We start from the raw sequence: 22,717 nt of genomic DNA on the forward strand, positions 1-22,717 counted from the left end.
TCCTGAGGGCGCAATGTCTTGTCTGGGCGTTTGCCTGAGATAGAACATATAAGGCAGGTCTTCTGGCTCTCCCCAGTCTGTCATACCTTCCCGAGTTGCCTCAGTGGCGTTATACTGACAAACTTGCTTCAAAGGGGGATTACAGCTGCAGGTACAGCTCCGGTCTTTCACCGGATTCCCTTGCATCATACGGCATCTGCCGTTGATTGCCTTTTCTTTCCGGGTGCAAATGTAGTCATTTTATGTTATATGGCAAAAAAATCATAGAAAAATCGGATTATTATCCTCCTTTTTTGTAATTTCGCACCCATGAAGCATACTTTCGCCCAATTTCTAATAGCGGCACCGGCATCTGGGTCGGGCAAGACCACCATTTCCATTGGTATGATGGCGGCGCTGGTGCGTCGCGGCAGGGTGGTGCAACCGTTTAAGTGCGGTCCCGACTATATCGATACAAAATATCACGGTATGGCGTGCCACCGATCGTCATACAACCTCGACCTCTTCATGGCGACAGATTCGCACGTGAAGGCTATCTACTCTGAGGCTTCGCGCGATGCCGATATATGTGTGGTGGAGGGCATGATGGGACTTTTCGACGGCTTTCAGCGCCAGCAAGGCAGTGCGGCACATGTGGCAGCCACACTCCATTTGCCGGTAATACTGGTGGTAGATGCCAGCCATACGGGCTATTCGGTGGCACCACTGCTACAGGGTTTGGCGCGTTACGATGCCGATGTCCATGTCAAGGGTGTTATATTCAATAAGGTGGGAAGTCCACGCCACGACCTCATGCTGCGTGAGGCGGCAGCCGATGCAGGGTTGGTGTGTCTGGGATGTGTACCGCGCCAGCGACAAGCGGAGGCTTCGTCGCGCTATTTGGGACTGGACTTTAGTCGTACCACGGATATGGACGAGATGGCAGACCTTGTGGAACAGCATGTGGATATAGACCGGTTGTTGCTGCTGACAAGTGGCGAGAGACCGCAGGAAACTATCGACCATCACACCGATAGACCACTATCAGACTGCCACATCGTAGTGGCTCGCAACGACGATTCGTTTTCGTTTGTCTATCAGCACCATATCGATTTACTGCAACGCTTGGGCAGGGTTACCTTTTTCAATCCCGAAGACAACCAGCCGATACCGGCAGACACCACCCTACTCTATCTGCCGGGAGGCTATCCCGAACAGCATTTAGAGGCATTGCAACGCGCCCAACAAACCAGAGCGAGCATACGCCGCTATGCCATCAGTGGCGGAAAGATACTGGCGGAGTGTGGCGGCATGATGTATCTCTGCAAGGATATCGTCAGCGACGAAGGTACGTACGAGATGTGTGGCGTACTGCCCTACTCTATTGGCAGCCGAAAGAGCGACCGAAAACTATCTTTAGGCTATCGCCGCGTGATAGTTGGAGAGAAGGAATATCGCGGTCATGAGTTTCATTACTCCCAGTTTTTGCCGCCACTGCCCCACTCCGGCGCCGATGTGTTTAACGCTCGCAATGAGCAAACGCCTTCGCCGTTTATCATCGAAGGCAATGTGGTGGCGAGCTATACCCACTTGTATTGGCAGGACGAAGTGCCGTTCTTTGGCAAATGACAATAAACCACAGTAGGACAAAAGACCTTTGTTGCCACTGCTACACAATAAGCATAACGTACTGATATAATGTACGTTTCAACACTTTTCAACATACTTTCCTCAGCAAATCAATTTGTTTTCCTCAGCAAATCAATTTGTTTTCCTCAGCAAATCAATTTGTTTTCCTCGGCAAATCAATTTGTTTTGCTCAACTACATGACGTTTGCAGCCATGCTGAATGACGTTCTCGATGACGTTGAATGACGTTCTCGATGATGCTGAATGACGTTGATGACTATGCAATTTCAATGAGTTTGGTCAGCAAATTCATTGAGTTTGCTGAACCACATGACGCTTATAGGTATTTAATCTTCTATATACCAATAGGTTACACCATATCAAAAAAATCACTGAAAAACAGGGTATCAGGACGATACGCAACCCACTGTCTGCTGAAACAACTGTCAGCTACGGCTGAGAAGTGATGCGGAATGAAAGAAAAACAGTCTCCGACAAACAGCGTGTCGGAGACTGAAAAGAGTAGGGGATATCAACTGTTTGGAGTTGAAAAACTGTAGAAAGTACTACTACCTGACATTGTTGCCAGCATAAAAACATCGGCTGGAGAAAACACAGACTTAATATGCCTGCTCGTGAACACCCTTCACAGCACGACCACTGGGGTCGTTCAGATGTTGGAACGAACGGTCCCATGCCAATGCTTCGGCAGTGCTGCATGCCACGCTTGGCACACTTGGAACACTGCGAGCTGCACTATCGGAAGGGAAATGCTCAGCAAAAATGCTGCGATAGTAGTACTCTTCCTTATTCTGTGGCGTATTGATGGGGAAGCGCTCGGCGGCATGTGCCATCTGTTCGTCGGTCACAGCGGCTGCGGTAACGGCTTTCAGCGTGTCGATCCACGAGTAGCCCACACCATCGGAGAACTGCTCCTTCTGGCGCCATGCCACTTCATCGGGCAACATATCTGCAAAGGCTTGACGCAAAATCTTCTTCTCCATCATCATGCCGGGACAGAGTTTTGCCTCAGGATTGGTGCGCATAGCGATGTCGAGAAACTCTTTGTCGAGGAATGGCACACGACCTTCCACACCCCATGCAGCAAGACTCTTGTTGGCACGGAGGCAGTCGTAGAGATAAAGCTTAGAGAGTTTGCGCACCGTTTCTTCATGGAAAGCACGCGCATCGGGCGCTTTGTGGAAATAGAGATAACCGCCGAATATCTCGTCGGCTCCTTCGCCAGAGAGTACCATCTTAATACCCATCGACTTGATGACACGGGCAAGGAGATACATCGGAGTAGAGGCACGTACGGTAGTGACATCATACGTCTCGATAAAATAGATGACATCGCGGATGGCATCAAGGCCTTCTTGAATGGTATAGTTGATTTCGTGGTGGACAGTGCCTATGTGGTCGGCCACCAAACGGGCTTTGGCAAGGTCGGGCGCTCCCTTCAATCCAACGGCAAAACTATGAAGACGGGGCCAATAGGCTTTGGTCTTACTGTCGTCTTCAATACGCATATCGGCATATTTCTCGGCTACGGCTGAGATGATACTGCTATCAAGACCACCGCTGAGCAACACGCCGTAGGGTACATCGCTCATCAGTTGGCGGCGTACAGCGGCTTCAAGACCGTCATGGATAGCAGTCACACTGGCCTTATTGTCCTTCACCTGGTCGTAATCCATCCAATCACGATGGTAATACCGATGCATCTTTCCCTCGCCACTCCAGTAGTAATGGCCTGGCAGAAATGGTTCGTAGTGGTCGCACTGACCTTCAAGCGCCTTCAATTCAGAGGCTACATAGACCTTGCCATCGGCATCATAGCCGATATAAAGAGGGATGACACCTATCGGATCGCGGGCGATGAGAAACTCATCGCGCGTTTCGTCGTAGAGCGCGAAAGCGAATATGCCATTCAATTCTTCAAGGAAATCGATGCCACGGTCGCGATATAAGGCTAAAATAACCTCGCAATCGGAACCGGTTTGAAATTGGTATTGATCCTTATAGCGCTCGCGAAGGTCCTTATGGTTATAAATCTCGCCATTGACGGCAAGCACTTGGCAGCGATCGGGACTATAAAGAGGTTGCTGACCTGACTCAGGATCGACGATAGACAAACGTTCGTGGGCGAGAATGGCATGGCCTCCACAATAGATACCGCTCCAGTCTGGACCACGATGACGTATTTTCTGACTCATGCGCAAGGCCTTGTCGCGAAGGGCTTGCGTTTGTTCTTCCACATGGAAGATGGCTACTATTCCACACATGATGATATTGTTGTTTTTATGTTTGCGTTGAGGTTAGGATAGGGGAGTGGCTGGATTAGCCTGCAGCCACTTAGGGCTGCAGGGTAAATCCAAACACGAAATAGGCTTTCTGATCACTGGGATTGGCCACCACCTGACCGAAGATAGGCAGGGTGAAGTGGTCGGTGATCTGAATGTCTTTAGAGGCTTTGAGGGCAAGATTGGTAACCGCAAAACCTGAAGTGTTGTAAGTGGTGGTGGCAAAAGGCACCGCACCGGCTGTGGCTGTCCAATCTACACCGCCCAACTTAAACGGAGCGTTGACTTCGAAATAAGATGAATAGGCACGGTCACCGTCTTTGTTGACACCGTCGTTGCCTGCAAAATTGGTGTACCAAGCTGCTGAAACAGGACCGAAATCGTAGCTCACATATCCTTCAAAGATATGGCTGGTGCCATGGGCGTTATAGTAGAAATAACGCTTTTCGGGGGTATTAAACCAATAATCGGTGACACCGATAGAGAATCCACCTACACTGTAACTGGCGGTAAGGTCGAGTTCTTTGTTGTCGTCTTTATCGAGTCCTACACTTCCCCAAGCCGAAAGACTCAGGCCTTTATAGGCAACACCCAAGGTGGGCTGAATACTTACATTGCCGCAATCAGTACCACGCCAGATATAATGGTTTACTACATCGGCAGATAAAGTGGTTTCTACTTTGTCCTGTGCATGGGCGGTAGCGACTGCAAAAAGCAGTCCTACCGATATAAGCAATACATTCTTTTTCATCGTCTTCATGTTTTTTATTGATTAATACTATTGTTGTGATCTCTCAGGAGAGAGGATCAGTTGTAGCAAGTCTCACCGTGTTCGTAGATGTCAAGACCTTCATCTTCAATACGGGCACTGACGCGCAGACCGTGAATCTTCTTAATAGAGTAGAACAGAATGACACCAGTGACTGCTGCCCAAAGGTCGATTATCAGTATACCGAAGGCTTCGGCACCGAGGAATCCCCAGCCATGACCGTAGAAAAGTCCTTCGCTGACAGAGAACAGACCGGTCATCAATGTTCCCAATATACCACATACACCGTGTACAGAAGAAGCACCTACAGGGTCGTCAATGTGAAGTTTCCGGTCGATGAACTCAATAGAATATACAAGAACTATGCCACAAACCAAACCGATGATAATGGCGCCCCAAGCATCAACAGCATCGCAACCAGCAGTAATACCTACCAATCCTGCCAATACACCGTTGAGGGTCAGTGAGAATGAAGGTTTGCCGTACTTCATCCAAGTAACAAACATCGTGGCGATACCACCGCAGGCGGCTGCAAGATTGGTGGTCAGGAAGACGTGAGAGATAGCGATGCGGTTTACTTCACCCGTTGCTGCCAACTGAGAACCGGGGTTGAAACCAAACCAACCCATCCACAAGATGAATACACCGAGGGCTGCCAAGATGAGTGAATGACCAGGAATGGCACGGCTCTTGCCGTTTGCATCATACTTGCCGCGACGGGGACCGAGGGCAATAGCACCAATCAATGCCAGCACACCACCTACACTATGAACAATGGCTGAACCTGCAAAATCATGGAACACATGTCCGAAAGTGGTCATCATAAAGCTTTCGGCTGCGTCGTTGCACAACCATCCACCTCCCCAAGTCCAATGGCCTTCCACAGGATAAATAATCAGAGAGATGAAAAAGCTATAGACTATATACATAGAGAACTTTGTGCGCTCGGCCATGGCACCGCTGACAATAGTGGCGGAAGTGGCACAAAAGACTGTTTCAAACATCAAGAAACCCTCTACAGGCAGATCACTCTTATAAAAAGAAAGGTCGCCCCAGTTGGGAGCACCGATGAAACCAGCGCCATCGGAGCCAAACATAAAGCCAAAACCTACGAAAAAGAACAATACCGAACCAAGCATGAAATCGACAAAGTTCTTAAACAGAATATTGGCAGTGTTCTTACTGCGGGTGAAACCTGCTTCACACAGCGCAAAACCGGGCTGCATCCAAAATACGAGTATAGCAGCTAACAACATCCATACGGTATCGAGAGAAATTCCTACTTCATTCATAATCTTCTAAATTTTGTGTTTGTGTTATTGTGTTATCCGTTTCTCTTGTTGTGTTTCAATATTACGCAACCAGACTATTTCTTATCGCGCAAAACCGTGTCGCCGTTCTCACCTGTACGGATAGAATAGGTGTCGATAACCTCACTGAGGAAAATACGACCATCACCAATCTCTCCGGTATGGGCTACATTTAATATGACTTTGATGGTTGGTTCGACAAACATTTCACGACACACGATGGTTAGCGCTACACGCTCTATCACATCGGTGTTATACTGAACACCACGATAAATGCGCTCCTGCCTGCTCTGACCTATTCCGTGTACGTCGTGGTACTCAAACCAGTCGATGTCGGAAGAGAGCAAAGCACTCTTCACCTCCTCAAATTTTGTTTTGCGGATGATTGCTTCAATCTTTTTCATACCTTAAACCTTTAATGTTACTAATTATATTAATATGTCGTATTGATAACAAACTGTATTGTTTCGGATGCAAAATTAGTGCAAAAAGTAAGTAAAACAATGATATTTATATCAATAAGAAAATAAAATATTAGTTTTGTTTGCATTTATTATAGTTTTTATTGTAGTTACTTACAATTTGAAAGCAATATGGCCTATTTGCTTTCAAATTAACAAAATAACACAAAAAGTTATCAAATAAACTTGCAATAAACTTGCAAATACTATCAAATCGACGTAACTTTGCACCAGAAATAAGACATTAAGCAATTAAAAAAGGCAAAAAGATTAGCATGATGAAAGCTAAAGTTCATTTCACAAAGATGCAGGGGGCTGGTAATGACTATATTTACGTCAATACCTTATTATATAATATAGCCAACCCTGAAGAGGCTGCCAGAGTATGGAGCAAGCCTCATACAGGCATCGGAAGCGATGGACTGGTGCTCATCGGTGAGGTAGATATGCCTGAAGCCGACTATTCCATGAGAATATTCAACGCTGATGGAAGCGAGGCGATGATGTGTGGAAACGCATCAAGATGTATTGGTAAATACCTCTACGAAAAAGGGATAACCCATAAGACCGATATCCGACTGTTGACAAAATCGGGCATTAAGACATTACATCTGAACGTTGCCCATGAGAGAGTGTGCAGTGTCACAGTGGATATGTCAGAACCTAAACTGTACAACACAAGGCAGTTTATAGGTTCAGACAATCGGTCGGAACAACTAATCACCTTAACAGCAGACGGAGAGGATTGGCCCGGAACATTCGTGTCGATGGGCAATCCACACTTCGTCATCTTCACAGAAAAACTGAATCAAATAGACATTGCACGAATAGGAAATATACTGGAACACCATGAGGCTTTTCCTGAAAGATGCAATATAGAATTTGCACAAGTCATGGATAACGGACATATCAGAATGAGAGTATGGGAACGCGGAAGCGGAATTACCATGGCGTGCGGAACAGGGGCATGTGCTACGGCGGTTGCAGCAGCACTCACTGGAAGAAAAGGAAGAGAGTCAGTCATTGAAATGGACGGCGGCAATGTCACTATAAAATGGGACGAAACCAACAACCATATATATATGACAGGGCCGGCGGAATTTGTTTTCGAAGGAGAAATAGAACTTCCAGACGGAGAACCGCCAACCAATTGAATACAAACGACAACTTTTAAAACAACCAAAGATATGGCATTAGTAAACGAACACTTTCTCAAATTGCCGAACAATTACTTGTTCGCTGACATCGCCAAAAAGGTGAATGCCTTCAAGACGATGCACCCAAAGTCCGACATCATATCGCTCGGCATCGGTGATGTTACTCAACCACTGTGTCCAGCAGTAGTGGAAGCCATACACCACGCAGCTGATGAAATGGCTACACAAGCCACGTTTAGAGGCTACGGACCGGAACAAGGCTACGACTTCCTGCGTGAAGCCATCCTGAAAAACGATTTTCTGCCTCGCGGAATACATCTCGATATCAACGAGATATTCATCAACGACGGTGCTAAAAGCGATACAGGAAACATACAGGAACTGGTGAGATGGGACAACAGCATCGGTGTGACAGATCCTATCTATCCTGTATATATCGACTCCAACGTAATGATTGGAAGAGCTGGGGTAGTGGAAAACGGACGATGGTCAAATGTTTTATACATGCCATGCACGGCTGAAAACGGATTTATTCCACAGATTCCTAACAAAAGAGTAGATATCATTTACCTCTGCTATCCTAACAACCCAACGGGTACGGTACTTCCTAAGGAGGAATTGAAAAAGTGGGTAAACTACGCATTAAAAAACGATGCAATCATATTCTACGATGCGGCGTATGAAGCATATATTCAAGATGACTCTATACCACACTCCATTTACGAGATAAGAGGTGCAAGAAAATGTGCTATAGAATTTCATAGCTATTCGAAAACAGCTGGATTTACCGGTGTAAGATGTGGTTATACCGTGGTGCCGAAAGATATTACAGCGTCAACACTGACGGGTGAACGCATTCCACTGAACCACCTTTGGTACAGAAGACAATGCACAAAATTCAACGGAACAAGTTATCTGAGCCAAAGAGCTGCACAGGCTATCTATACACAAGAAGGTAAGGAACAGGTGAAAGAAACCATCAGCTACTATATGCGCAATGCACATAAAATGAAGGAGACACTCACTAAACTCGGACTGGAAGTATATGGAGGTGAAAACGCACCATACCTTTGGGTGAAAACACCAAATGGAGAAGGGAGCTGGAGATTCTTCGAACAGATGCTATACGATGCTCATGTGGTATGTACACCAGGTGTGGGATTCGGTCCAAGTGGCGAGGGATACATCCGTCTGACTGCCTTCGGACAACAAGAGAAAACCGACGAAGCACTGCTACGTATAGAAAACTGGTTGAAGTAACAACAATATAACAGACAACACAGACACAAAATAACAAAAACACAAACACAAAATAAAAACACAGTGATTATGGCAAATTTAAGATTTCAGGTCGTGGAAGAGGCTTTTCAGAAAAAGCCACTCGACGTAAAAGCTCCATCGGAAAGACCGTATGAGTATTTCGGTAAAAAGGTATTCAACCGCGAGAAAATGTATAAGTACCTGCCGAAAGATGTCTATGAAAAAATGATTGATGTCATAGACAACGGTGCAAGACTCGATAGAAAAGTAGCTGACGCTGTGGCTGCAGGTATGATGCAGTGGGCTAAAGAGAATGGCGTAACTCATTACACACACTGGTTCCAGCCTTTGACAGAGGGCACAGCAGAGAAACATGACTCGTTTATAGAGCATGACGGTAAAGGTGGAATGGTAGAAGAGTTTTCCGGAAAACTCCTTGTGCAGCAGGAACCTGATGCATCATCATTCCCTTCAGGTGGCATACGTGCTACTTTCGAAGCAAGAGGATACTCTGCATGGGATCCTACAAGCCCTGTGTTTATCATCGATGATACGTTGTGTATCCCGACCATCTTCATCTCTTACACCGGTGAAGCACTCGACTATAAGGCTCCACTGCTACGCGCATTGCATGCAGTAAACGTGGCTGCTACTGATGTGTGCCATTATTTTGACCCAACAGTCAAGAAGGTCACATCTAACTTGGGATGGGAACAGGAGTATTTCCTCGTTGATGAGGGACTCTATTCGGCTCGACCAGACCTCTTGCTCACTGGACGTACACTGATGGGACACGATTCTGCAAAGAACCAGCAAATGGACGATCACTACTTCGGATCTATTCCTGAGCGTGTTGCAGCATTTATGCGCGACTTGGAAATGCAGGCTCTTGAACTGGGAATTCCATGCAAGACAAGACATAACGAAGTAGCACCTAACCAGTTTGAAGTAGCTCCTATATTCGAAGAGACTAATCTCGCTGTCGATCACAATATGTTGCTCATGTCGTTGATGAAGCGCGTAGCTCGCAAACATGGATTCCGCGCTCTGCTGCATGAGAAACCTTTCGATGGCATCAACGGTTCTGGTAAACACAACAACTGGAGCTTATCTACTGACAATGGCGTATTGTTGCATGCTCCTGGTAAGACTCCGGAGGCTAATCTGCGCTTCGTGACCTTCATCGTAGAGACACTGATGGGTGTTTATAAGCACAACGGACTGCTCAAAGCTTCTATCATGAGTGCTACTAATGCACACCGTCTGGGTGCAAACGAGGCGCCCCCTGCCATCATTTCATCATTCTTGGGCAAACAGTTGACCGAACTGCTCGACCATATCGAACTCGCAGACAAGGACGATCTATTTACTATGGCTGGAAAACAGGGTATGAAACTCGATATTCCGGAAATTCCTGAACTGCTTATCGATAACACAGACCGCAACCGTACATCGCCTTTTGCATTCACAGGTAACAGATTTGAATTCCGTGCCGTTGGTTCTGAAGCCAACTGTGCATCAGCCATGATTGCACTGAATGCGGCAGTTGCTGAAGCTTTGATTAATTTCAAGAAGCGCGTTGACGCTCTCATTGAAAAAGGTGAAGATAAGACCAGCGCTATTGTGGAAGTATTGCGTGAGGATATTAAAACCTGCAAACCTATCCGATTCGATGGCAATGGATATAGTGACGAATGGATTGAAGAGGCTACCAAACGTGGTCTTGACGTGGAAAAATCATGCCCGAAGATCTTTGAGCGCTATCTCGACAAGGCAAGTATAGAGATGTTTGAGAAACTCGGCGTGATGAGTAAGAAGGAACTGGAAGCCAGAAATGAGGTGAAATGGGAAACATACACCAAGAAAATACAGATTGAAGCACGTGTTCTGGGCGATCTTTCTATGAACCATATCATACCTGTAGCTACACAGTACCAAAGTAAATTGCTCGATAATGTACAGAATATGCGCGCCATTTTCCCTGTTGACAAAGCTGATAAACTATCAGCACGCAACATTAAAATCATAGAGGAAATTGCTGAACGCACATCAACTATCGAGAAAGGCGTAGAAGAACTTGTCAACGCAAGAAAGGTTGCAAACAAAATTGCCGATGAACATGAAAAGGCTATTGCATATCATGACACGATAGAACCAAAGATGGACACCATCAGATATCAGATTGATAAACTCGAACTGATTGTTGATGATACCTGCTGGCCATTGCCTAAATATCGTGAACTATTGTTCATCCGCTAATATAAGACTGATGAATAGACATCAATAACAACAAATCTATTTCTTTTTTTGGTTGTTTGAAGTTTGCGCAGGGTTCGATGCTGTGAAGTATCGAGCCCTCATTTTTTATATCTATAGCAATAGCAAGACCAACGTTCCAAAATATTCTCATGCGGGAAATCCCTACTTCCCATCCTACAAAAGCAAGCCCCGCCGTTGTTTCAAAACTAAAACATCGACGGGGCTTGTCTTATCCAAACGTGCCGCGAGCGGGACTCGAACCCGCACAGCCATTACTGGCCAAGGGATTTTAAGTCCCTCGTGTCTACCATTCCACCATCGCGGCAGTGGAATTTGGAATTCGCCTGCAAAGGTACGAATAACTAAGCAGAATACAAAAGAAATTGTTATTTTCTTTTTTTTATCACACATAGAAAATGGCGAAGAACTATGGCTTTAGCACCGCCTATCACCATTATTTCCACGCATTAACTCAATGCTAACATACGCTCAATAGGCTTCACGGCATCGCGAGCTGTGGCTTCATCCACCTCTACGGTAGGCCATTCGTGACGAAGGGTATGATAGATCTTCTCTAAAGTGTTCTTCTTCATATAGTCGCACTCATTGCACGAACAACCCAATCCGCCTTCACTAACCTCTGGAGGTACGGGATAGAACATGGTGGTGGGACACTGGCGCTGCATCTCATGCAGTATTCCAGACTCTGTAGCCACGATGTATTCTTGCTCTGGGTGTTCTACCGCATACTTCAAAAGAACTGCCGTAGAACCCACTACATCGGCTACAGCAAGCACAGGACCCTTACATTCGGGGTGTGCTAATACCAGGGCTTTGGGATGATCGGCTTTCAGTTTGGCAATTTCTGCTACCGAGAAACGCTCGTGTACATGGCAACCGCCATTCCATAGAAGCATGTTACGACCCGTAACTGAATTGATATACGATCCTAAGTTATAATCTGGACCAAATATCAACTTTGCATCGGCAGGAAAGGTATCAACTATTTTCTTGGCATTGCCACTGGTCACCACCACATCGGTCAATGCCTTGACTGCGGCAGTGGTATTCACATAACTGATAACCTGATAACCTGGATGCTCCTCTTTATATTTCTTGAGATCTTCTGCACGGCATGAATCAGCCAACGAACAGCCTGCTGTCACATCAGGACAAAGCACTTTCTTCTCAGGAGAGAGTATCTTACAGGTTTCAGCCATGAAGTGAACACCACACATCACTATCATGTCGGCATCGGTTTCGGCTGCCTTACGCGCCAAAGCCAACGAGTCACCAATGAAATCGGCTACCTCTTGTATTTCGCCACGAGTGTAGTAATGTGCCAGAATCAAGGCATTCTTCTCCTTCGCCAACCGTCTTATTTCTTTTTTCAGATCGGTGCCGTCAGCAATAGGTTCATCAATGAATCCTTGTTTTATCCATTCGTTTTTCAACATCACAATATTATATTATTTATTTTTTATTTTAATTTTAAAATAGAAATGTGTATGATAATAGCCTGTTGATAAGTGCAAAACTTTCTTATTGATATTTTGCTTTTTTCGTTATCAACTTGTGGTCACACACTATCCACAATAGGTGTTGATAGTTAAGTGCTGATTTTTAGACCACTGAATAACTTATCCACAATTCCGTATTTTGGTGCAAATTTAATAAGTTTATATCTTTTTTCATCATAATTGCGTGGAAAAGTTGCTAAAAACAACTGTATAAACCTGTGGATATCCATATACCAGAAATGTCGTTGTGGATATTAGTGGATAATTAACACGTTATCCACACGGTTATCAACATAGTTATCCACAATAATTTGTATTATCGTTTTTTATTTGTAATTTTGTCGCCAACTATGAGAAAGATACGCACGATAGAGATGCAGCGACTGAGTATTGAGGAATACAAGAAGTCGGAAAAGCTGCCTTTAGTGGTTGTCCTTGACGACGTCCGCTCTATGTATAATATAGGTAGTGTATTTCGTACGGCTGATACGTTTAGGGTAGAGGCTGTTTGTCTTTGTGGCATTTGTCAGACACCGCCTGCCACTGAGATTCATAAGACGGCGCTTGGCGCAGAAGAGTCTGTGGATTGGCGATACTACAAGACGGCATTTGAGGCTGTCAATGCTTTGAAGAACGATGGTTACGAGGTGTTGTCGGTGGAACAAGTGGAACATTCTACCAAGCTGCAGCATTTCGTTCCTGATCCTTCGAAGCGTTATGCTGTGGTATTAGGAAACGAGGTAAAAGGTGTTCATCAGGAGGTTGTTGATGCCAGCAACGGTTGTTTGGAAATTCCTCAATTGGGCACCAAACACTCCATGAACGTATCTGTTACGGCAGGCATCATTATTTATAAGTTTGCAGAATCGCTCGTTTTGAAACCAGAATAGTTTGCTGTAATCGCTCCGCCATATCTGTTTGTTTCTAAACCAATATACAGGTGTTAACGGGTATAGATACTTATAGGTTGATAACTTTGTGGATAACATAGGTAATCAACTGATTTTTAACTTCATATTCATACTTCTATCACATCTTTGAAACATACATCTCATATCTTTGCACCCAAAAAGTATTAGATAAGCTTTATCAATACAACTTTCAGTTAAAAGATATTAGTCACAAATCGGGCATTAGAAATATAATAATCCATGGTCATGCATGTAATATAATGACCGAATTCGAATAAAGTCGTAGGCGAATGGACATCACCGCTTAACGTGTACAGTTATTTTAGTTTTCAAGAAAATTTCGACCACTCGACCACCAAAGTGTGCATCACGCTATCATATAGTACTTTAGGTGGTGGTCGATGTCTGAAAGTTCGACCACCCATCGACCACCAACTTACGGCTGACAGTTGGCCAGGCTGTTGCTCACAGAATCTAATAGTTCAGTACTTTCCACAAGCATTTTCCTGTCGTTTACGATGTAGCTGTCGAATGCCGTTCCTTTGTGTCGTAAGAGCGATGGTGCCATCAGGTGTACATCCGATATTACTGTCATGCGTTTGAGTTGTGTTTGTTTGGCGTAAAGTGTTGATGTGTCCAATACTGTTGTTATCAAAACAATCTTCAGTCTGTTCATATCCGATATGGATTTTTTTTTCGGCTGCAAAAGTATAGATATGGTATTACAGCTCGATTTCTATCTTATGGAGAAAGGATGAATATCATGTTTCAGCATCAATGGTTCGTATATATATAATAGGTGGAACACTTCGGGTTTAACCTTTAACACCATATTTATACGATTATCACACGATTGTAATACCGCTCTTGGATTTTTGCAGACGCAAAAATTTTATATGATTAATAGATCTATGAAAATGAAGAAAGTTTATTATTGTATGTTGATATGATTGCTTAGTGGTGTTTTTGGTTAGTACAAAGGTAACAGCCAACGTTTGTACAACCGGAAGCAACACTTCCTTTAGTATCAGTATTGCTTTCAAACAAGTTGCAACCACTGTCAACACATCCTGCGGCAATACTTTTTAGTTCATAAAAAAAATAGCGGCTAAGCGTTGAAACCAACACTTAACCGCTCTGCTGTACCCAGACCCGGGCTCGAACCGGGATGGGTTTCCCCACTGGTGTTTGAGACCAGCGCGTCTACCGATTCCGCCATCTGGGCTTATTTAGCGAGTGCAAAGTTACAAAATTTCTTTGAATATCTGTTTATGAAAGGAGAAAAATTATTAAAAATGATTGATTTTTTTGTTCAATATGCAGAAATTGACTAACTTCGTACCGTAAAATAGTTCCTTTAAAGCCTATAACATGGACAACAAACAATATTGCATCATTCTCGCAGGAGGCAAAGGCAGAAGACTTTGGCCCTGTAGCAGAGAGACAAACCCAAAACAGTTTATAGATTTCTTTGGCTCTGGTCGCACACAGTTGCAACAGACCTACGACCGCTTCACCAAGATATTACCACAAGAAAATATTTTCATCACAACTGCTAAAGAGTATGTCGAATTGGTGAAAGAACAATTGCCCGACATGAATGCCGACAACATTTTGGCAGAACCAGTAAGTCGTGGCACTGCTCCGGCTGTATTGTGGGCCAACATGCGCATATGCCGTCAGTGTGCCGATGCCAATGTGGTGATTACGCCGAGCGACCAGTTTGTGCTCAACGAAGAGGCTTTCCAACATAATATAGAGGAAGGTTTCCGCTTTGTGGAGCATCATCAGGCGCTGCTCACCATAGGCATCACTCCCACACGTCCAGAACCTGGCTATGGTTACATACAGATGGGTGATGCGATGGAAGGCGCTACAGAGGTCTTCCGTGTGAAGTCTTTTACCGAAAAACCCGATCGCGACTTCGCCAAAGTGTTTATGGAAAGCGGTGAATTTCTATGGAACACAGGTCTTATACAAGCCAACGGACAATATCTGAACAGTTGTTTCCGACAGCTGTTCCCCGATGTGATGAAGCGTTTGGATGCTGTGCGTCCCAACTTCACCTTAGAGGATGAGTTGGAATTTGTAAGCGAGAACTATCCTTCCTATGCCAATCTCTCCATCGACCGAGCTGTGTTAGAGCGCTGCGACGAGGTTTGCGTGATGCACGGCAACTTCGGTTGGGCAGATTTAGGTACTTGGCATGCCATCTATGAATGTAGAAGTCGTGGTGAAGGAGATAACGTGGTGGTCGATTCGGAAGTGATATTGGATGAGTCGCACAATAATGTTATCAAGCTTCCTAAAGGTCGTTTGGGTATTGTCAGCGGTCTCGACGGCTATATTGTGGCCGAGGAAGACAATGTATTGCTTATCTGTAAGAAAGGAGATTCATCTGCACTGGTTCGCAAATATGTGAACGAAGTGCAGATGAAATACGGTGATGAGTTTGTTTGAGACGGTCTGAAATCTACTTAAACTCATTTAGAATCTTATCGGCAATAGCCTGAAATTCCTCCTCAGAGAGTTTCAGTTTCTCTCTACGGAAGTCTGCATCAGCCTCACTCTGCATTGGAATGAGGTGGATGTGGGCGTGTGGTACTTCAAGACCGAGCACCACCTGTGCCACTTTGCGACAGGGGAAAGCGCGCTTGATAGCTGCTGCAACACGCTTGGCAAACTTCTGGTAGCGTGCCAACTCCTCATCGTCCATGTCAAAGAAGTAATCCACTTCACGGCGGGGAATCACCAGTGTGTGGCCTTTCACCAGTGGATTGATGTCGAGAAAGGCATAGAACTCATCGTTCTCTGCACATTTGTAGCTTGGAATTTCACCAGCTGCAATCTTTGAAAAGATGTCCATAAGCATTTGTATTAATATGGTTTAACCCTTCTCTGTGGCCTTTTTGTTTGGATATTAGGCTATAGAGATGTTCTCAATGCGCAGTTTGATGGTGCCGCGTGGTATTTTGATTTCCACTTCGTCGCCAACCTTTTTGCCCAAAAGTCCCTGTGCGATAGGAGTCTGGATAGATATTTTTCCAGCGCGCAAATCAGCTTCATTCTCGCTGACAATGGTATAGGTCATCTTGGCTTTGGTGATGATATTGGTCATTTCCACCTTGGTCAGAATCTGTACCGAGTCGGTGCTGAGTCGTGAAGTATCGATGATTTTAGCTTCGGCAATGGTAGATTTTAATTTGTTGATTTTGTCTTCTAGATGTGCCTGTGCTTCTTTGGCAGCATCATACTCACTGTTTTCACTTAAATCGCCCTTGTCGCGGGCTTCGGCGATTGCTGCAGAGGCCTTTGGTCGCTCAATACTTTCCAATCGCTGCAATTCAGCTATGAGGTTGTCATAGCCTTCTTGTGACATATAAGCCATAATTGTTCTTGTTTTAAAAGGTTTCTGTTTTCTTGTAATATAACTTCACGAGATGCAAAAAAAATAAAGAATTCCGACTATGCTCATGTCGGAATCCCCTTTTTCTACTGTGTCTCGTTATCGTTTGCAAAGTTAGGCATTTATTTCCTACTTTCCAAATTTTTCCGATAAAATCCGTCCAAAGCGAAATAAAAGATGACACCGCTGACCCATCCGCCAATCACATCGATGGCGTAGTGTGCTTGGATATAGACGGTAGCCATACACATTAATATATAGAAAGGTGTTACGCTCCATAGCAGTTTGCGGCTTCCACTCTTCCAAGCCAATAGCATGAGAATGGTTGTCACACCTACGTGACTACTGGGAAATGCCGCTGTTGGGCGTTCTCCTGCTGCGTGTGCGGCAGCCACCAGATGGTAGCAAAAACCGTCAGACCACCCCGGTATGGGCAGTGACTCGGTGTGGTTGATAAACCATTGTCCTATTTCAGGGAACACCCCGGCGCCGATCTGGTCTGTTCCGGCTGCCAGATAGTAGTATTGCGGACCAGTAACCGGCACGACATCGAAGATGACGTAATAGACAAAAAACGATGTCAGCAGTACGAAAGTGGCTCTTGCAAATCGCTCGTAGCGGTAGCAGAAGTAGTAAAGGCTTACTGCCACCATCAGCGGATAATAACTGGCGTATCCCAGATGCATGAGTTCCGACCACCAATGTTGCGGCATCCACTGTGAAAAGAGCAGTGCGGGTTGGCATCCGAACAGCCATTGATCAGCCGCCGCAAAGTATGGATCGTAGTTGGGCAATAGTTTATTGATCTCATAGGTATCGGGATACCACCATGAGAGGAGTCCGAGTTGCAGCAGTATTCGTGCCAAATGGGTGATGCGACACGGTTTCCATTGATAAATAATCCATGCCAGCAATACCCCGATGACCATTGCCAATCGTCCTATGAGCATGGGTGCAGGCTGTTGGATGCGCGGCCAGAGACATGCCATGAGTGCCAGTGTAAACAGCAGATAGAGCATCATAGCCCACTCTACAGCCAACAGTCCGCGTGTGGGGTGACTGTCATGTGCCACCAGTCTGATAAGGAATTTCGGTGTATGCATGTTTATAGCCATCCCTTTGCTTGATACCATTCCACGCTTTTGCGCACACCTTCCTCCAGTTTCACCTGTGGTTTGTAGCCCAGTTCATTGATGGCAGGAGTGATGTCACAGCGCCAGTTGCGTTGCTTGAGTATGTTAAACTTGTCGTTGTTAAGTGCTGTAACCTTTCCGGTGATATGTCCGATCCATTCGCCGCATGTTGTAACGATGCGTAAAAGCCATATCGGTGCAGTGATGCGAATCCACCAAGGGCGTCCCAATGCCTCATGTATGAGGTTGCTGAAGTCTGCCGACTGATACACTTCACCGTCTGACAGGAAGTATCTGCGGCCTGTTTTGCCTTTCTCCAAAGCCAGGAAAACCGCCTGTACCACATCGCTGACATAGACAAAGGTGATATCTTGTCGTTGGTGGCCTACTGCGAAATCGGTGTGTCCTTTAATGCTTTTAAACTGCAGGAAGTAGTCTTTTTCCCTTGGGCCATACACACCGGTAGGTCTGAGTATCACGTATGGGAAGTCTTTCTGTGTGTCGAGCCATTGCTCTGCTTGCAGTTTACTTTTGCCATAAGCCGTGTTGGGTTGTGGTGTGTCGGTTTCGCAGATTTCCTGATAAGGCAGTTTTTCACGTATAGCACCCATGATACTGAGGCTGCTGATGAACACAAAGCGCTGTATAGGCATTTGTAGGATGCGCAGTGCAGTAACCAAATTCTTGGTACCCTCGGTATTGATGCGCGCAAAGTCGGCTTTGTTGAGACACTTGGTGGCACCGGCAGCATGCACTACATAGTCGAACGAGCAGTTTTGCAACTGTTCCACCAGTTTGCTTTCCGATGAAAGGTCGAGTTCTATGAAGTGTATGCGTGGGTCTTGCAGATAGTCCTTCGAACTCGAACGGCGTATAGCCGCCCATGTTTCGAAACCCTGTCTGATAGCTTCCTCCACGATAAACGAGCCGATGAAACCACTGGCTCCAGTGATGAGAATCTTCATTTTTAGTTTATTCGTTGATGATTTCCACCGTCATGGTCACGTCGTTTTTAGGACGGTCACCGCGCAGTGTCTCTGTGTTTTGTATTTTTTCCACCACGTCGAGTCCTTCTTCCACTTCGCCAAACACGGTGTATTGTCCGTCGAGGAACGGAGTTCCGCCCACGGTAGTATAGGCATTGGTCTGTTCTTGGGTAAAGGTAGGCAGTCCCATGTCCTTACATTGTTGTTTTGTTTGTGCTATGAGTTGGTCTTGCAGCGCCATGAGTGCCTCGCGGTCGCGGTTGCGTCTGAGTTCCATGATGCGTTCGTGGTTCTGTCGTGCCAGTTGGTTAAACACGTTTTGCTCTTGTTGCATAGCCATTTGTCGCTCCATTTGTCGGAGCTCTTGAGGTTTGTAAGTCTTTCCCCAGACGATGTAGAACTGGCTTCCGCTGCTTTCTTTTTCAGGATTTACCTCATCGCCGAGTCGCGCAGCACTAAGTGCGCCACGCTTATGGAAACACTGTGGATATGCAAATTCAGCGGGAATGGTATATCCGGGCCCACCCGTACCGAGCATTTTGCCAGCAGGTGCGCCTTTGCTGTCAGGGTCTCCGCCCTGAATCATGAAGTCTTTGATGACACGATGAAAGAGTGTTCCGTTGAAGAATCCCTCTCTGGCCAACTTCAGGAAGTTGTCGCGATGCTTTGGAGTCTCGTCGTAGAGGCGCACAGTGATACTGCCCTCTGGGGTGTTTATTCTAACTTTTGCCATAATCTATTTCTTGTTTTTATATTCTTTTTTGTGTTACCAACAGGTTCCAAGCCTCTCTTATCCATAGTACGAGCGACGATCCTGCGATGATAATGAGCCAGTCAGTCCATCGGAGACTGACCACGTTGAAGAACTTTTGGAAGCCTGGTGTCTCAACCATTGCCACTTGTCCTACGAAGATGATGACCACGATAGTGATCAAGCCCTTACACCCTTTGAAATGCAATGCACTGCGATGACTTCCGAATGCCCTTGCGTTGAAGAGGTAGAAGAAGTGTGTCATGACAAAAACGGTAAACAGCAATGTGAGTTCGTAAGCGCTGATATGTCGTTTATTGCTGAGTTGCAGTTGCAGAAAGTCTGTCAGCGAGGTGATGTCGGTATGTTGGAAAGCATAGAGCATGGTGAGCAGCAGTAGGAAGAAGAACAGTCCTACGCCCACAATCTCTCTTAGCATTTCCTTGGTCAGAATGGATTTATACCTGTTGCGTGGCTTATCTTTCATCACAGCGTGTGATGGTGGGAGTGATGCCAAAGCCATGGCAGCAAACGTATCCATAATGAGATTGATCCAAAGCATCTGTGTCACGGTGAGTGGCGACTCAGTATCCATGAACGCACCGAATAGCACAAGGAGGCAAGCGGTGACGTTTACTGTGAGTTGGAACAGTAGAAAGCGCTGAATATTCTGGTAGAGCGACCGTCCCCACATGACCGCTTTGCCTATGCTGGAGAATGAATTGTCGATGATAGTGATGTCGCTGGCCTCTTTGGCAACACTCGTTCCGTCGCCCATCGACAGTCCCACGTGGGCAGCACGCAGTGCAGGGGCATCGTTGGTACCGTCGCCAGTGACTGCCACCACCTCTCCGTTCTTCTGCAATGCTTCTACCAGTCGGCGTTTGTCCATAGGTCGTGCGCGTGCTATGATTTTCAGTTGCTCCACACGCAGGCGCACCTCTTCATCGGAAAGCGCTTCAAATTCAGGTCCCGTAATGATGCTTTGGTCGGTGTCGTGATCGTTCCACAGTCCTATTTGTCGTGCTATCTCGCGAGCAGTACCCGGTGTGTCGCCAGTCACGATCTTGACTTTAATGCCCGCCTCCATACATTCGTTGATGGCTTGTGGCACATCGCTTCTGACGGGGTCTGCTATGGCTGCAATGCCTATGAAATGCAGACAGGATGCCTGTAGCTTATGATTGACAATGGGGAGGGGTGCTCCCGGTTCGAGTATCTGATAGGCAAATCCCAGTGTGCGCATGGCGCGTTGCTGATAGACAGCCAGTTGTTGGTCTATCTCTCTGCGTTCCACGTCAGCTGTTTGACACATGGCAAAGACGATTTCCGGTGCACCTTTCACATAGAGTATGCGTTGTCCTTTACGGGCAACCGACTCCACAACCGTAGCCATGAATTTATGTTCGGTAGAGAAAGGCAGTTCTGCCAGTGTTGTGGTCTGCAGTCTGATGGTGCGATAGTCGTTGCCTTGGCTGTGTAGCCATAGCAGCAATGCTCCCTCAGTGGGGTTTCCCAATACGGCAGGTTCGCCACTTTTCGAATAGTCGAGCGATGCAGTAGCGTTGACAGCGAGTCCTTCCGCTACGATGTCGGCATCTGTTGTGCCATACAGCTTCATCTCATCCACCCGCATTTGATTTTCCGTCAATGTTCCAGTCTTGTCGGTACAGACGACAGTGGTAGCTCCCATAGTTTCGCAGGCATGCATCTTGCGCACCAAATTATTGCTTTTCAGCATGCGTCGCATACTGTAGGCCAGACACAGTGTGACGGTCATGGGTAGTCCTTCTGGTACCGATACCACGATCAGCGTCACTGCAATCATGAAGGTTTGCAGCATATAAGCGGTGAAGTCGATCCACTGAAAATGGTCCATGGCAGTGAGATATGCCACGATTCTTCCCACTACAATACCTGTAGCCACGATATAGCTGACGACGGTGATCCATTTTCCCAGTTGTCCGAGCTGTTCGTCGAGTGGTGTACGTATGCTGTTGTCTATCTGTACAGCCTCAAACACTTTGCCTTGTGCGGTATGGTCGCCCACTGCCGTGACGCGACAGATGGCATGTCCCTCCATTACTTTCGTGCCCTTCATCACTTGGTTGGTGGGGTAGGTGGCATCGGGGTCAGCCTCTTCCGGACGTTCACTTTTGTGGCAGATGGGTTCGCCCGTCAGTGTCGATTCGTCGATTTGCAGCGATGTGGAAGTCAGCAAGACGGCATCGGCAGGCACTTCCATGCCTGTGTTGAGCACCACCACATCCTCCACCACCAGTTCGCGTCGCGGTATCATGGTAGTGTTTCCCTGTCTGATCACCTCCACGGGTTCATCATCGTTTACTTGGTTGAGTATAGCAAACTCTTTGTTGGCTTGCCATTCAAAGTAGAAAGAGAGTCCTGTAGCCAGCATGATAGCCACAAAGATGCCTACGGGTTCGAAGAAAACTTCGCCTCCTTTGTCGAGTCCGTAGTGTTCGTAGCATGCTATTCCCACTGACAATAATCCTGCAACGAGTAGGATTATGATGAGTGGTTCGTGAAATTTTTCCAGGAACTGCCGCCACAAAGGATCCTTTTCTGGTGGGGTCAGTATGTTTTCCCCATACTTTTTTCGGTTCTCTGCCACTTGTTGCGGTGTCAGTCCTGTATATTGTTGTTTCTGTGTCATGTATGCTTTTGTAAATGCAGTGCAGTCGTTACCTTACGACAATCAGTTTGCAAAGTTACGATTAAGCAATCGGAAAACAAAGAAAAAACAGATATATTCTTCGTGGTGTTCCTATTTTTTATCATATTTTGACATGGTGTAACCCTTTGAACCATATTACATTGCAGATACGTAGAGGGGGTGTCGGGCTGTTGTGAGTGGCGGTTAGT

18 protein-coding genes, 2 tRNA genes and 1 riboswitch are annotated in these 22,717 nt (G+C 46.0%); of the genes, 6 read left to right on the forward strand and 14 right to left on the reverse strand.

Features of this window, described 5'->3' with window-relative positions:
* Positions 1 to 34 precede the first annotated feature (34 nt).
* Positions 35 to 229: riboswitch (cobalamin riboswitch) on the reverse strand.
* Positions 230 to 309: 80 nt separating this feature from the next.
* Positions 310 to 1,608, forward strand: a complete 1,299-nt coding sequence (locus CIK90_RS05735; protein ID WP_094464562.1) for a cobyrinate a,c-diamide synthase — start codon at positions 310 to 312, stop codon at positions 1,606 to 1,608.
* 620 nt (positions 1,609 to 2,228) lie between these two features.
* Here the strand turns inward: CIK90_RS05735 and asnB are convergent.
* From asnB to CIK90_RS05760, 4 genes are all read right to left on the reverse strand, one after another.
* Positions 2,229 to 3,893 (reverse strand): asparagine synthase B, encoded by a 1,665-nt coding sequence (gene asnB, locus CIK90_RS05745; protein WP_094391027.1) that lies wholly within the window; start codon positions 3,891 to 3,893, stop codon positions 2,229 to 2,231.
* 70 nt (positions 3,894 to 3,963) lie between these two features.
* Positions 3,964 to 4,671: a hypothetical protein gene (locus CIK90_RS05750; protein WP_094391026.1), complete on the reverse strand. Its 708-nt coding sequence runs from the start codon at positions 4,669 to 4,671 to the stop codon at positions 3,964 to 3,966.
* A 47-nt stretch (positions 4,672 to 4,718) separates the two neighbouring features.
* Positions 4,719 to 5,972: an ammonium transporter gene (locus tag CIK90_RS05755; protein WP_094464564.1), complete on the reverse strand. Its 1,254-nt coding sequence runs from the start codon at positions 5,970 to 5,972 to the stop codon at positions 4,719 to 4,721.
* 74 nt (positions 5,973 to 6,046) lie between these two features.
* Positions 6,047 to 6,394 carry a P-II family nitrogen regulator gene (locus tag CIK90_RS05760; RefSeq protein WP_094391024.1) on the reverse strand — a complete coding sequence of 116 codons (348 nt, stop codon included), beginning with the start codon at positions 6,392 to 6,394 and terminating at the stop codon, positions 6,047 to 6,049.
* A gap of 335 nt (positions 6,395 to 6,729) precedes the next feature.
* On the opposite strand from CIK90_RS05760, the gene dapF reads away from it, so the two are divergent.
* The 3 genes from dapF (at position 6,730) to CIK90_RS05775 (ending at position 11,127) form a co-directional block, all read left to right on the forward strand.
* Complete coding sequence (gene dapF / locus CIK90_RS05765; RefSeq protein WP_094391023.1) at positions 6,730 to 7,605, forward strand: diaminopimelate epimerase; 876 nt, start codon at positions 6,730 to 6,732, stop codon at positions 7,603 to 7,605.
* A gap of 33 nt (positions 7,606 to 7,638) precedes the next feature.
* On the forward strand, positions 7,639 to 8,868 hold the full coding sequence (locus CIK90_RS05770; RefSeq protein WP_094391022.1) for an LL-diaminopimelate aminotransferase: 1,230 nt from the start codon (positions 7,639 to 7,641) through the stop codon (positions 8,866 to 8,868).
* A gap of 69 nt (positions 8,869 to 8,937) precedes the next feature.
* Positions 8,938 to 11,127, forward strand: coding sequence for a glutamine synthetase III (locus CIK90_RS05775; protein ID WP_094447445.1), 2,190 nt, complete (start codon positions 8,938 to 8,940; stop codon positions 11,125 to 11,127).
* A 240-nt stretch (positions 11,128 to 11,367) separates the two neighbouring features.
* Here CIK90_RS05775 and CIK90_RS05780 read toward each other — a convergent pair.
* Together CIK90_RS05780 and nadA are read right to left on the reverse strand one after the other, a co-directional pair.
* A tRNA-Leu gene (locus CIK90_RS05780) sits at positions 11,368 to 11,452 on the reverse strand.
* 142 nt (positions 11,453 to 11,594) lie between these two features.
* Positions 11,595 to 12,584, reverse strand: a complete 990-nt coding sequence (gene nadA / locus CIK90_RS05785; RefSeq protein ID WP_094391020.1) for a quinolinate synthase NadA — start codon at positions 12,582 to 12,584, stop codon at positions 11,595 to 11,597.
* Between the two features lie 413 nt (positions 12,585 to 12,997).
* Here nadA and CIK90_RS05790 point away from each other — a divergent pair, with 413 nt between their 5' ends.
* Positions 12,998 to 13,537 carry a TrmH family RNA methyltransferase gene (locus CIK90_RS05790; RefSeq protein ID WP_094391019.1) on the forward strand — a complete coding sequence of 180 codons (540 nt, stop codon included), beginning with the start codon at positions 12,998 to 13,000 and terminating at the stop codon, positions 13,535 to 13,537.
* 457 nt (positions 13,538 to 13,994) lie between these two features.
* On the opposite strand, the gene CIK90_RS05795 is transcribed toward CIK90_RS05790, so the two are convergent.
* Complete coding sequence (locus CIK90_RS05795; RefSeq protein WP_094464565.1) at positions 13,995 to 14,234, reverse strand: hypothetical protein; 240 nt, start codon at positions 14,232 to 14,234, stop codon at positions 13,995 to 13,997.
* A 467-nt stretch (positions 14,235 to 14,701) separates the two neighbouring features.
* Positions 14,702 to 14,783 (reverse strand) — tRNA-Leu (locus tag CIK90_RS05800).
* Between the two features lie 146 nt (positions 14,784 to 14,929).
* On the opposite strand from CIK90_RS05800, the gene CIK90_RS05805 reads away from it, so the two are divergent.
* Positions 14,930 to 16,018, forward strand: a complete 1,089-nt coding sequence (locus tag CIK90_RS05805; RefSeq protein ID WP_094464566.1) for a mannose-1-phosphate guanylyltransferase — start codon at positions 14,930 to 14,932, stop codon at positions 16,016 to 16,018.
* Positions 16,019 to 16,031: 13 nt separating this feature from the next.
* Here the strand turns inward: CIK90_RS05805 and CIK90_RS05810 are convergent, their stop codons facing one another.
* The 6 genes from CIK90_RS05810 to CIK90_RS05835 all read right to left on the reverse strand — a co-directional run bounded on the left by CIK90_RS05810 (position 16,032) and on the right by CIK90_RS05835 (position 22,508).
* Positions 16,032 to 16,424, reverse strand: a complete 393-nt coding sequence (locus CIK90_RS05810) for an HIT family protein (RefSeq protein WP_094391037.1) — start codon at positions 16,422 to 16,424, stop codon at positions 16,032 to 16,034.
* A gap of 54 nt (positions 16,425 to 16,478) precedes the next feature.
* A complete protein-coding gene (greA, locus tag CIK90_RS05815; protein WP_094391016.1) occupies positions 16,479 to 16,946 on the reverse strand; it encodes a transcription elongation factor GreA in 468 nt (155 codons plus the stop codon).
* A gap of 140 nt (positions 16,947 to 17,086) precedes the next feature.
* The gene (locus CIK90_RS05820; protein ID WP_094434907.1) at positions 17,087 to 18,079 is read right to left on the reverse strand and encodes a phosphatase PAP2 family protein; all 993 of its coding nucleotides are present in this window, start codon (positions 18,077 to 18,079) and stop codon (positions 17,087 to 17,089) included.
* Entirely contained in the window at positions 18,070 to 19,062 is a 993-nt protein-coding gene (locus CIK90_RS05825) for an NAD(P)-dependent oxidoreductase (RefSeq protein ID WP_094464567.1), read from the reverse strand. The genes CIK90_RS05820 and CIK90_RS05825 overlap by 10 nt, the downstream gene beginning before the upstream one ends.
* A gap of 7 nt (positions 19,063 to 19,069) precedes the next feature.
* A complete protein-coding gene (locus tag CIK90_RS05830) occupies positions 19,070 to 19,816 on the reverse strand; it encodes a peptidylprolyl isomerase (protein WP_371595940.1) in 747 nt (248 codons plus the stop codon).
* Positions 19,817 to 19,832: 16 nt separating this feature from the next.
* Positions 19,833 to 22,508, reverse strand: coding sequence for a calcium-translocating P-type ATPase, PMCA-type (locus CIK90_RS05835; RefSeq protein ID WP_094464569.1), 2,676 nt, complete (start codon positions 22,506 to 22,508; stop codon positions 19,833 to 19,835).
* Between the last annotated feature and the right edge of the window lie 209 nt (positions 22,509 to 22,717).

This window comes from Prevotella sp. P5-126 (assembly GCF_002251185.1).
GTDB lineage: Bacteria > Bacteroidota > Bacteroidia > Bacteroidales > Bacteroidaceae > Prevotella.

Coding starts and splice junctions, on each gene's coding strand:
- asnB (WP_094391027.1), bottom strand. CDS start 3,893: ATGTGTGGAATAGTAGCCATCTTCCATGTGGAAGAACAAACGCAAGCC.
- CIK90_RS05790 (WP_094391019.1), top strand. CDS start 12,998: ATGAGAAAGATACGCACGATAGAGATGCAGCGACTGAGTATTGAGGAA.
- nadA (WP_094391020.1), bottom strand. CDS start 12,584: ATGTTGAAAAACGAATGGATAAAACAAGGATTCATTGATGAACCTATT.
- CIK90_RS05820 (WP_094434907.1), bottom strand. CDS start 18,079: ATGGCTATAAACATGCATACACCGAAATTCCTTATCAGACTGGTGGCA.
- CIK90_RS05835 (WP_094464569.1), bottom strand. CDS start 22,508: ATGACACAGAAACAACAATATACAGGACTGACACCGCAACAAGTGGCA.
- CIK90_RS05805 (WP_094464566.1), top strand. CDS start 14,930: ATGGACAACAAACAATATTGCATCATTCTCGCAGGAGGCAAAGGCAGA.
- CIK90_RS05750 (WP_094391026.1), bottom strand. CDS start 4,671: ATGAAGACGATGAAAAAGAATGTATTGCTTATATCGGTAGGACTGCTT.
- CIK90_RS05830 (WP_371595940.1), bottom strand. CDS start 19,816: ATGGCAAAAGTTAGAATAAACACCCCAGAGGGCAGTATCACTGTGCGC.
- CIK90_RS05770 (WP_094391022.1), top strand. CDS start 7,639: ATGGCATTAGTAAACGAACACTTTCTCAAATTGCCGAACAATTACTTG.
- CIK90_RS05795 (WP_094464565.1), bottom strand. CDS start 14,234: ATGAACAGACTGAAGATTGTTTTGATAACAACAGTATTGGACACATCA.
- CIK90_RS05810 (WP_094391037.1), bottom strand. CDS start 16,424: ATGGACATCTTTTCAAAGATTGCAGCTGGTGAAATTCCAAGCTACAAA.
- CIK90_RS05755 (WP_094464564.1), bottom strand. CDS start 5,972: ATGAATGAAGTAGGAATTTCTCTCGATACCGTATGGATGTTGTTAGCT.
- CIK90_RS05760 (WP_094391024.1), bottom strand. CDS start 6,394: ATGAAAAAGATTGAAGCAATCATCCGCAAAACAAAATTTGAGGAGGTG.
- greA (WP_094391016.1), bottom strand. CDS start 16,946: ATGGCTTATATGTCACAAGAAGGCTATGACAACCTCATAGCTGAATTG.
- CIK90_RS05825 (WP_094464567.1), bottom strand. CDS start 19,062: ATGAAGATTCTCATCACTGGAGCCAGTGGTTTCATCGGCTCGTTTATC.
- dapF (WP_094391023.1), top strand. CDS start 6,730: ATGAAAGCTAAAGTTCATTTCACAAAGATGCAGGGGGCTGGTAATGAC.
- CIK90_RS05775 (WP_094447445.1), top strand. CDS start 8,938: ATGGCAAATTTAAGATTTCAGGTCGTGGAAGAGGCTTTTCAGAAAAAG.
- CIK90_RS05735 (WP_094464562.1), top strand. CDS start 310: ATGAAGCATACTTTCGCCCAATTTCTAATAGCGGCACCGGCATCTGGG.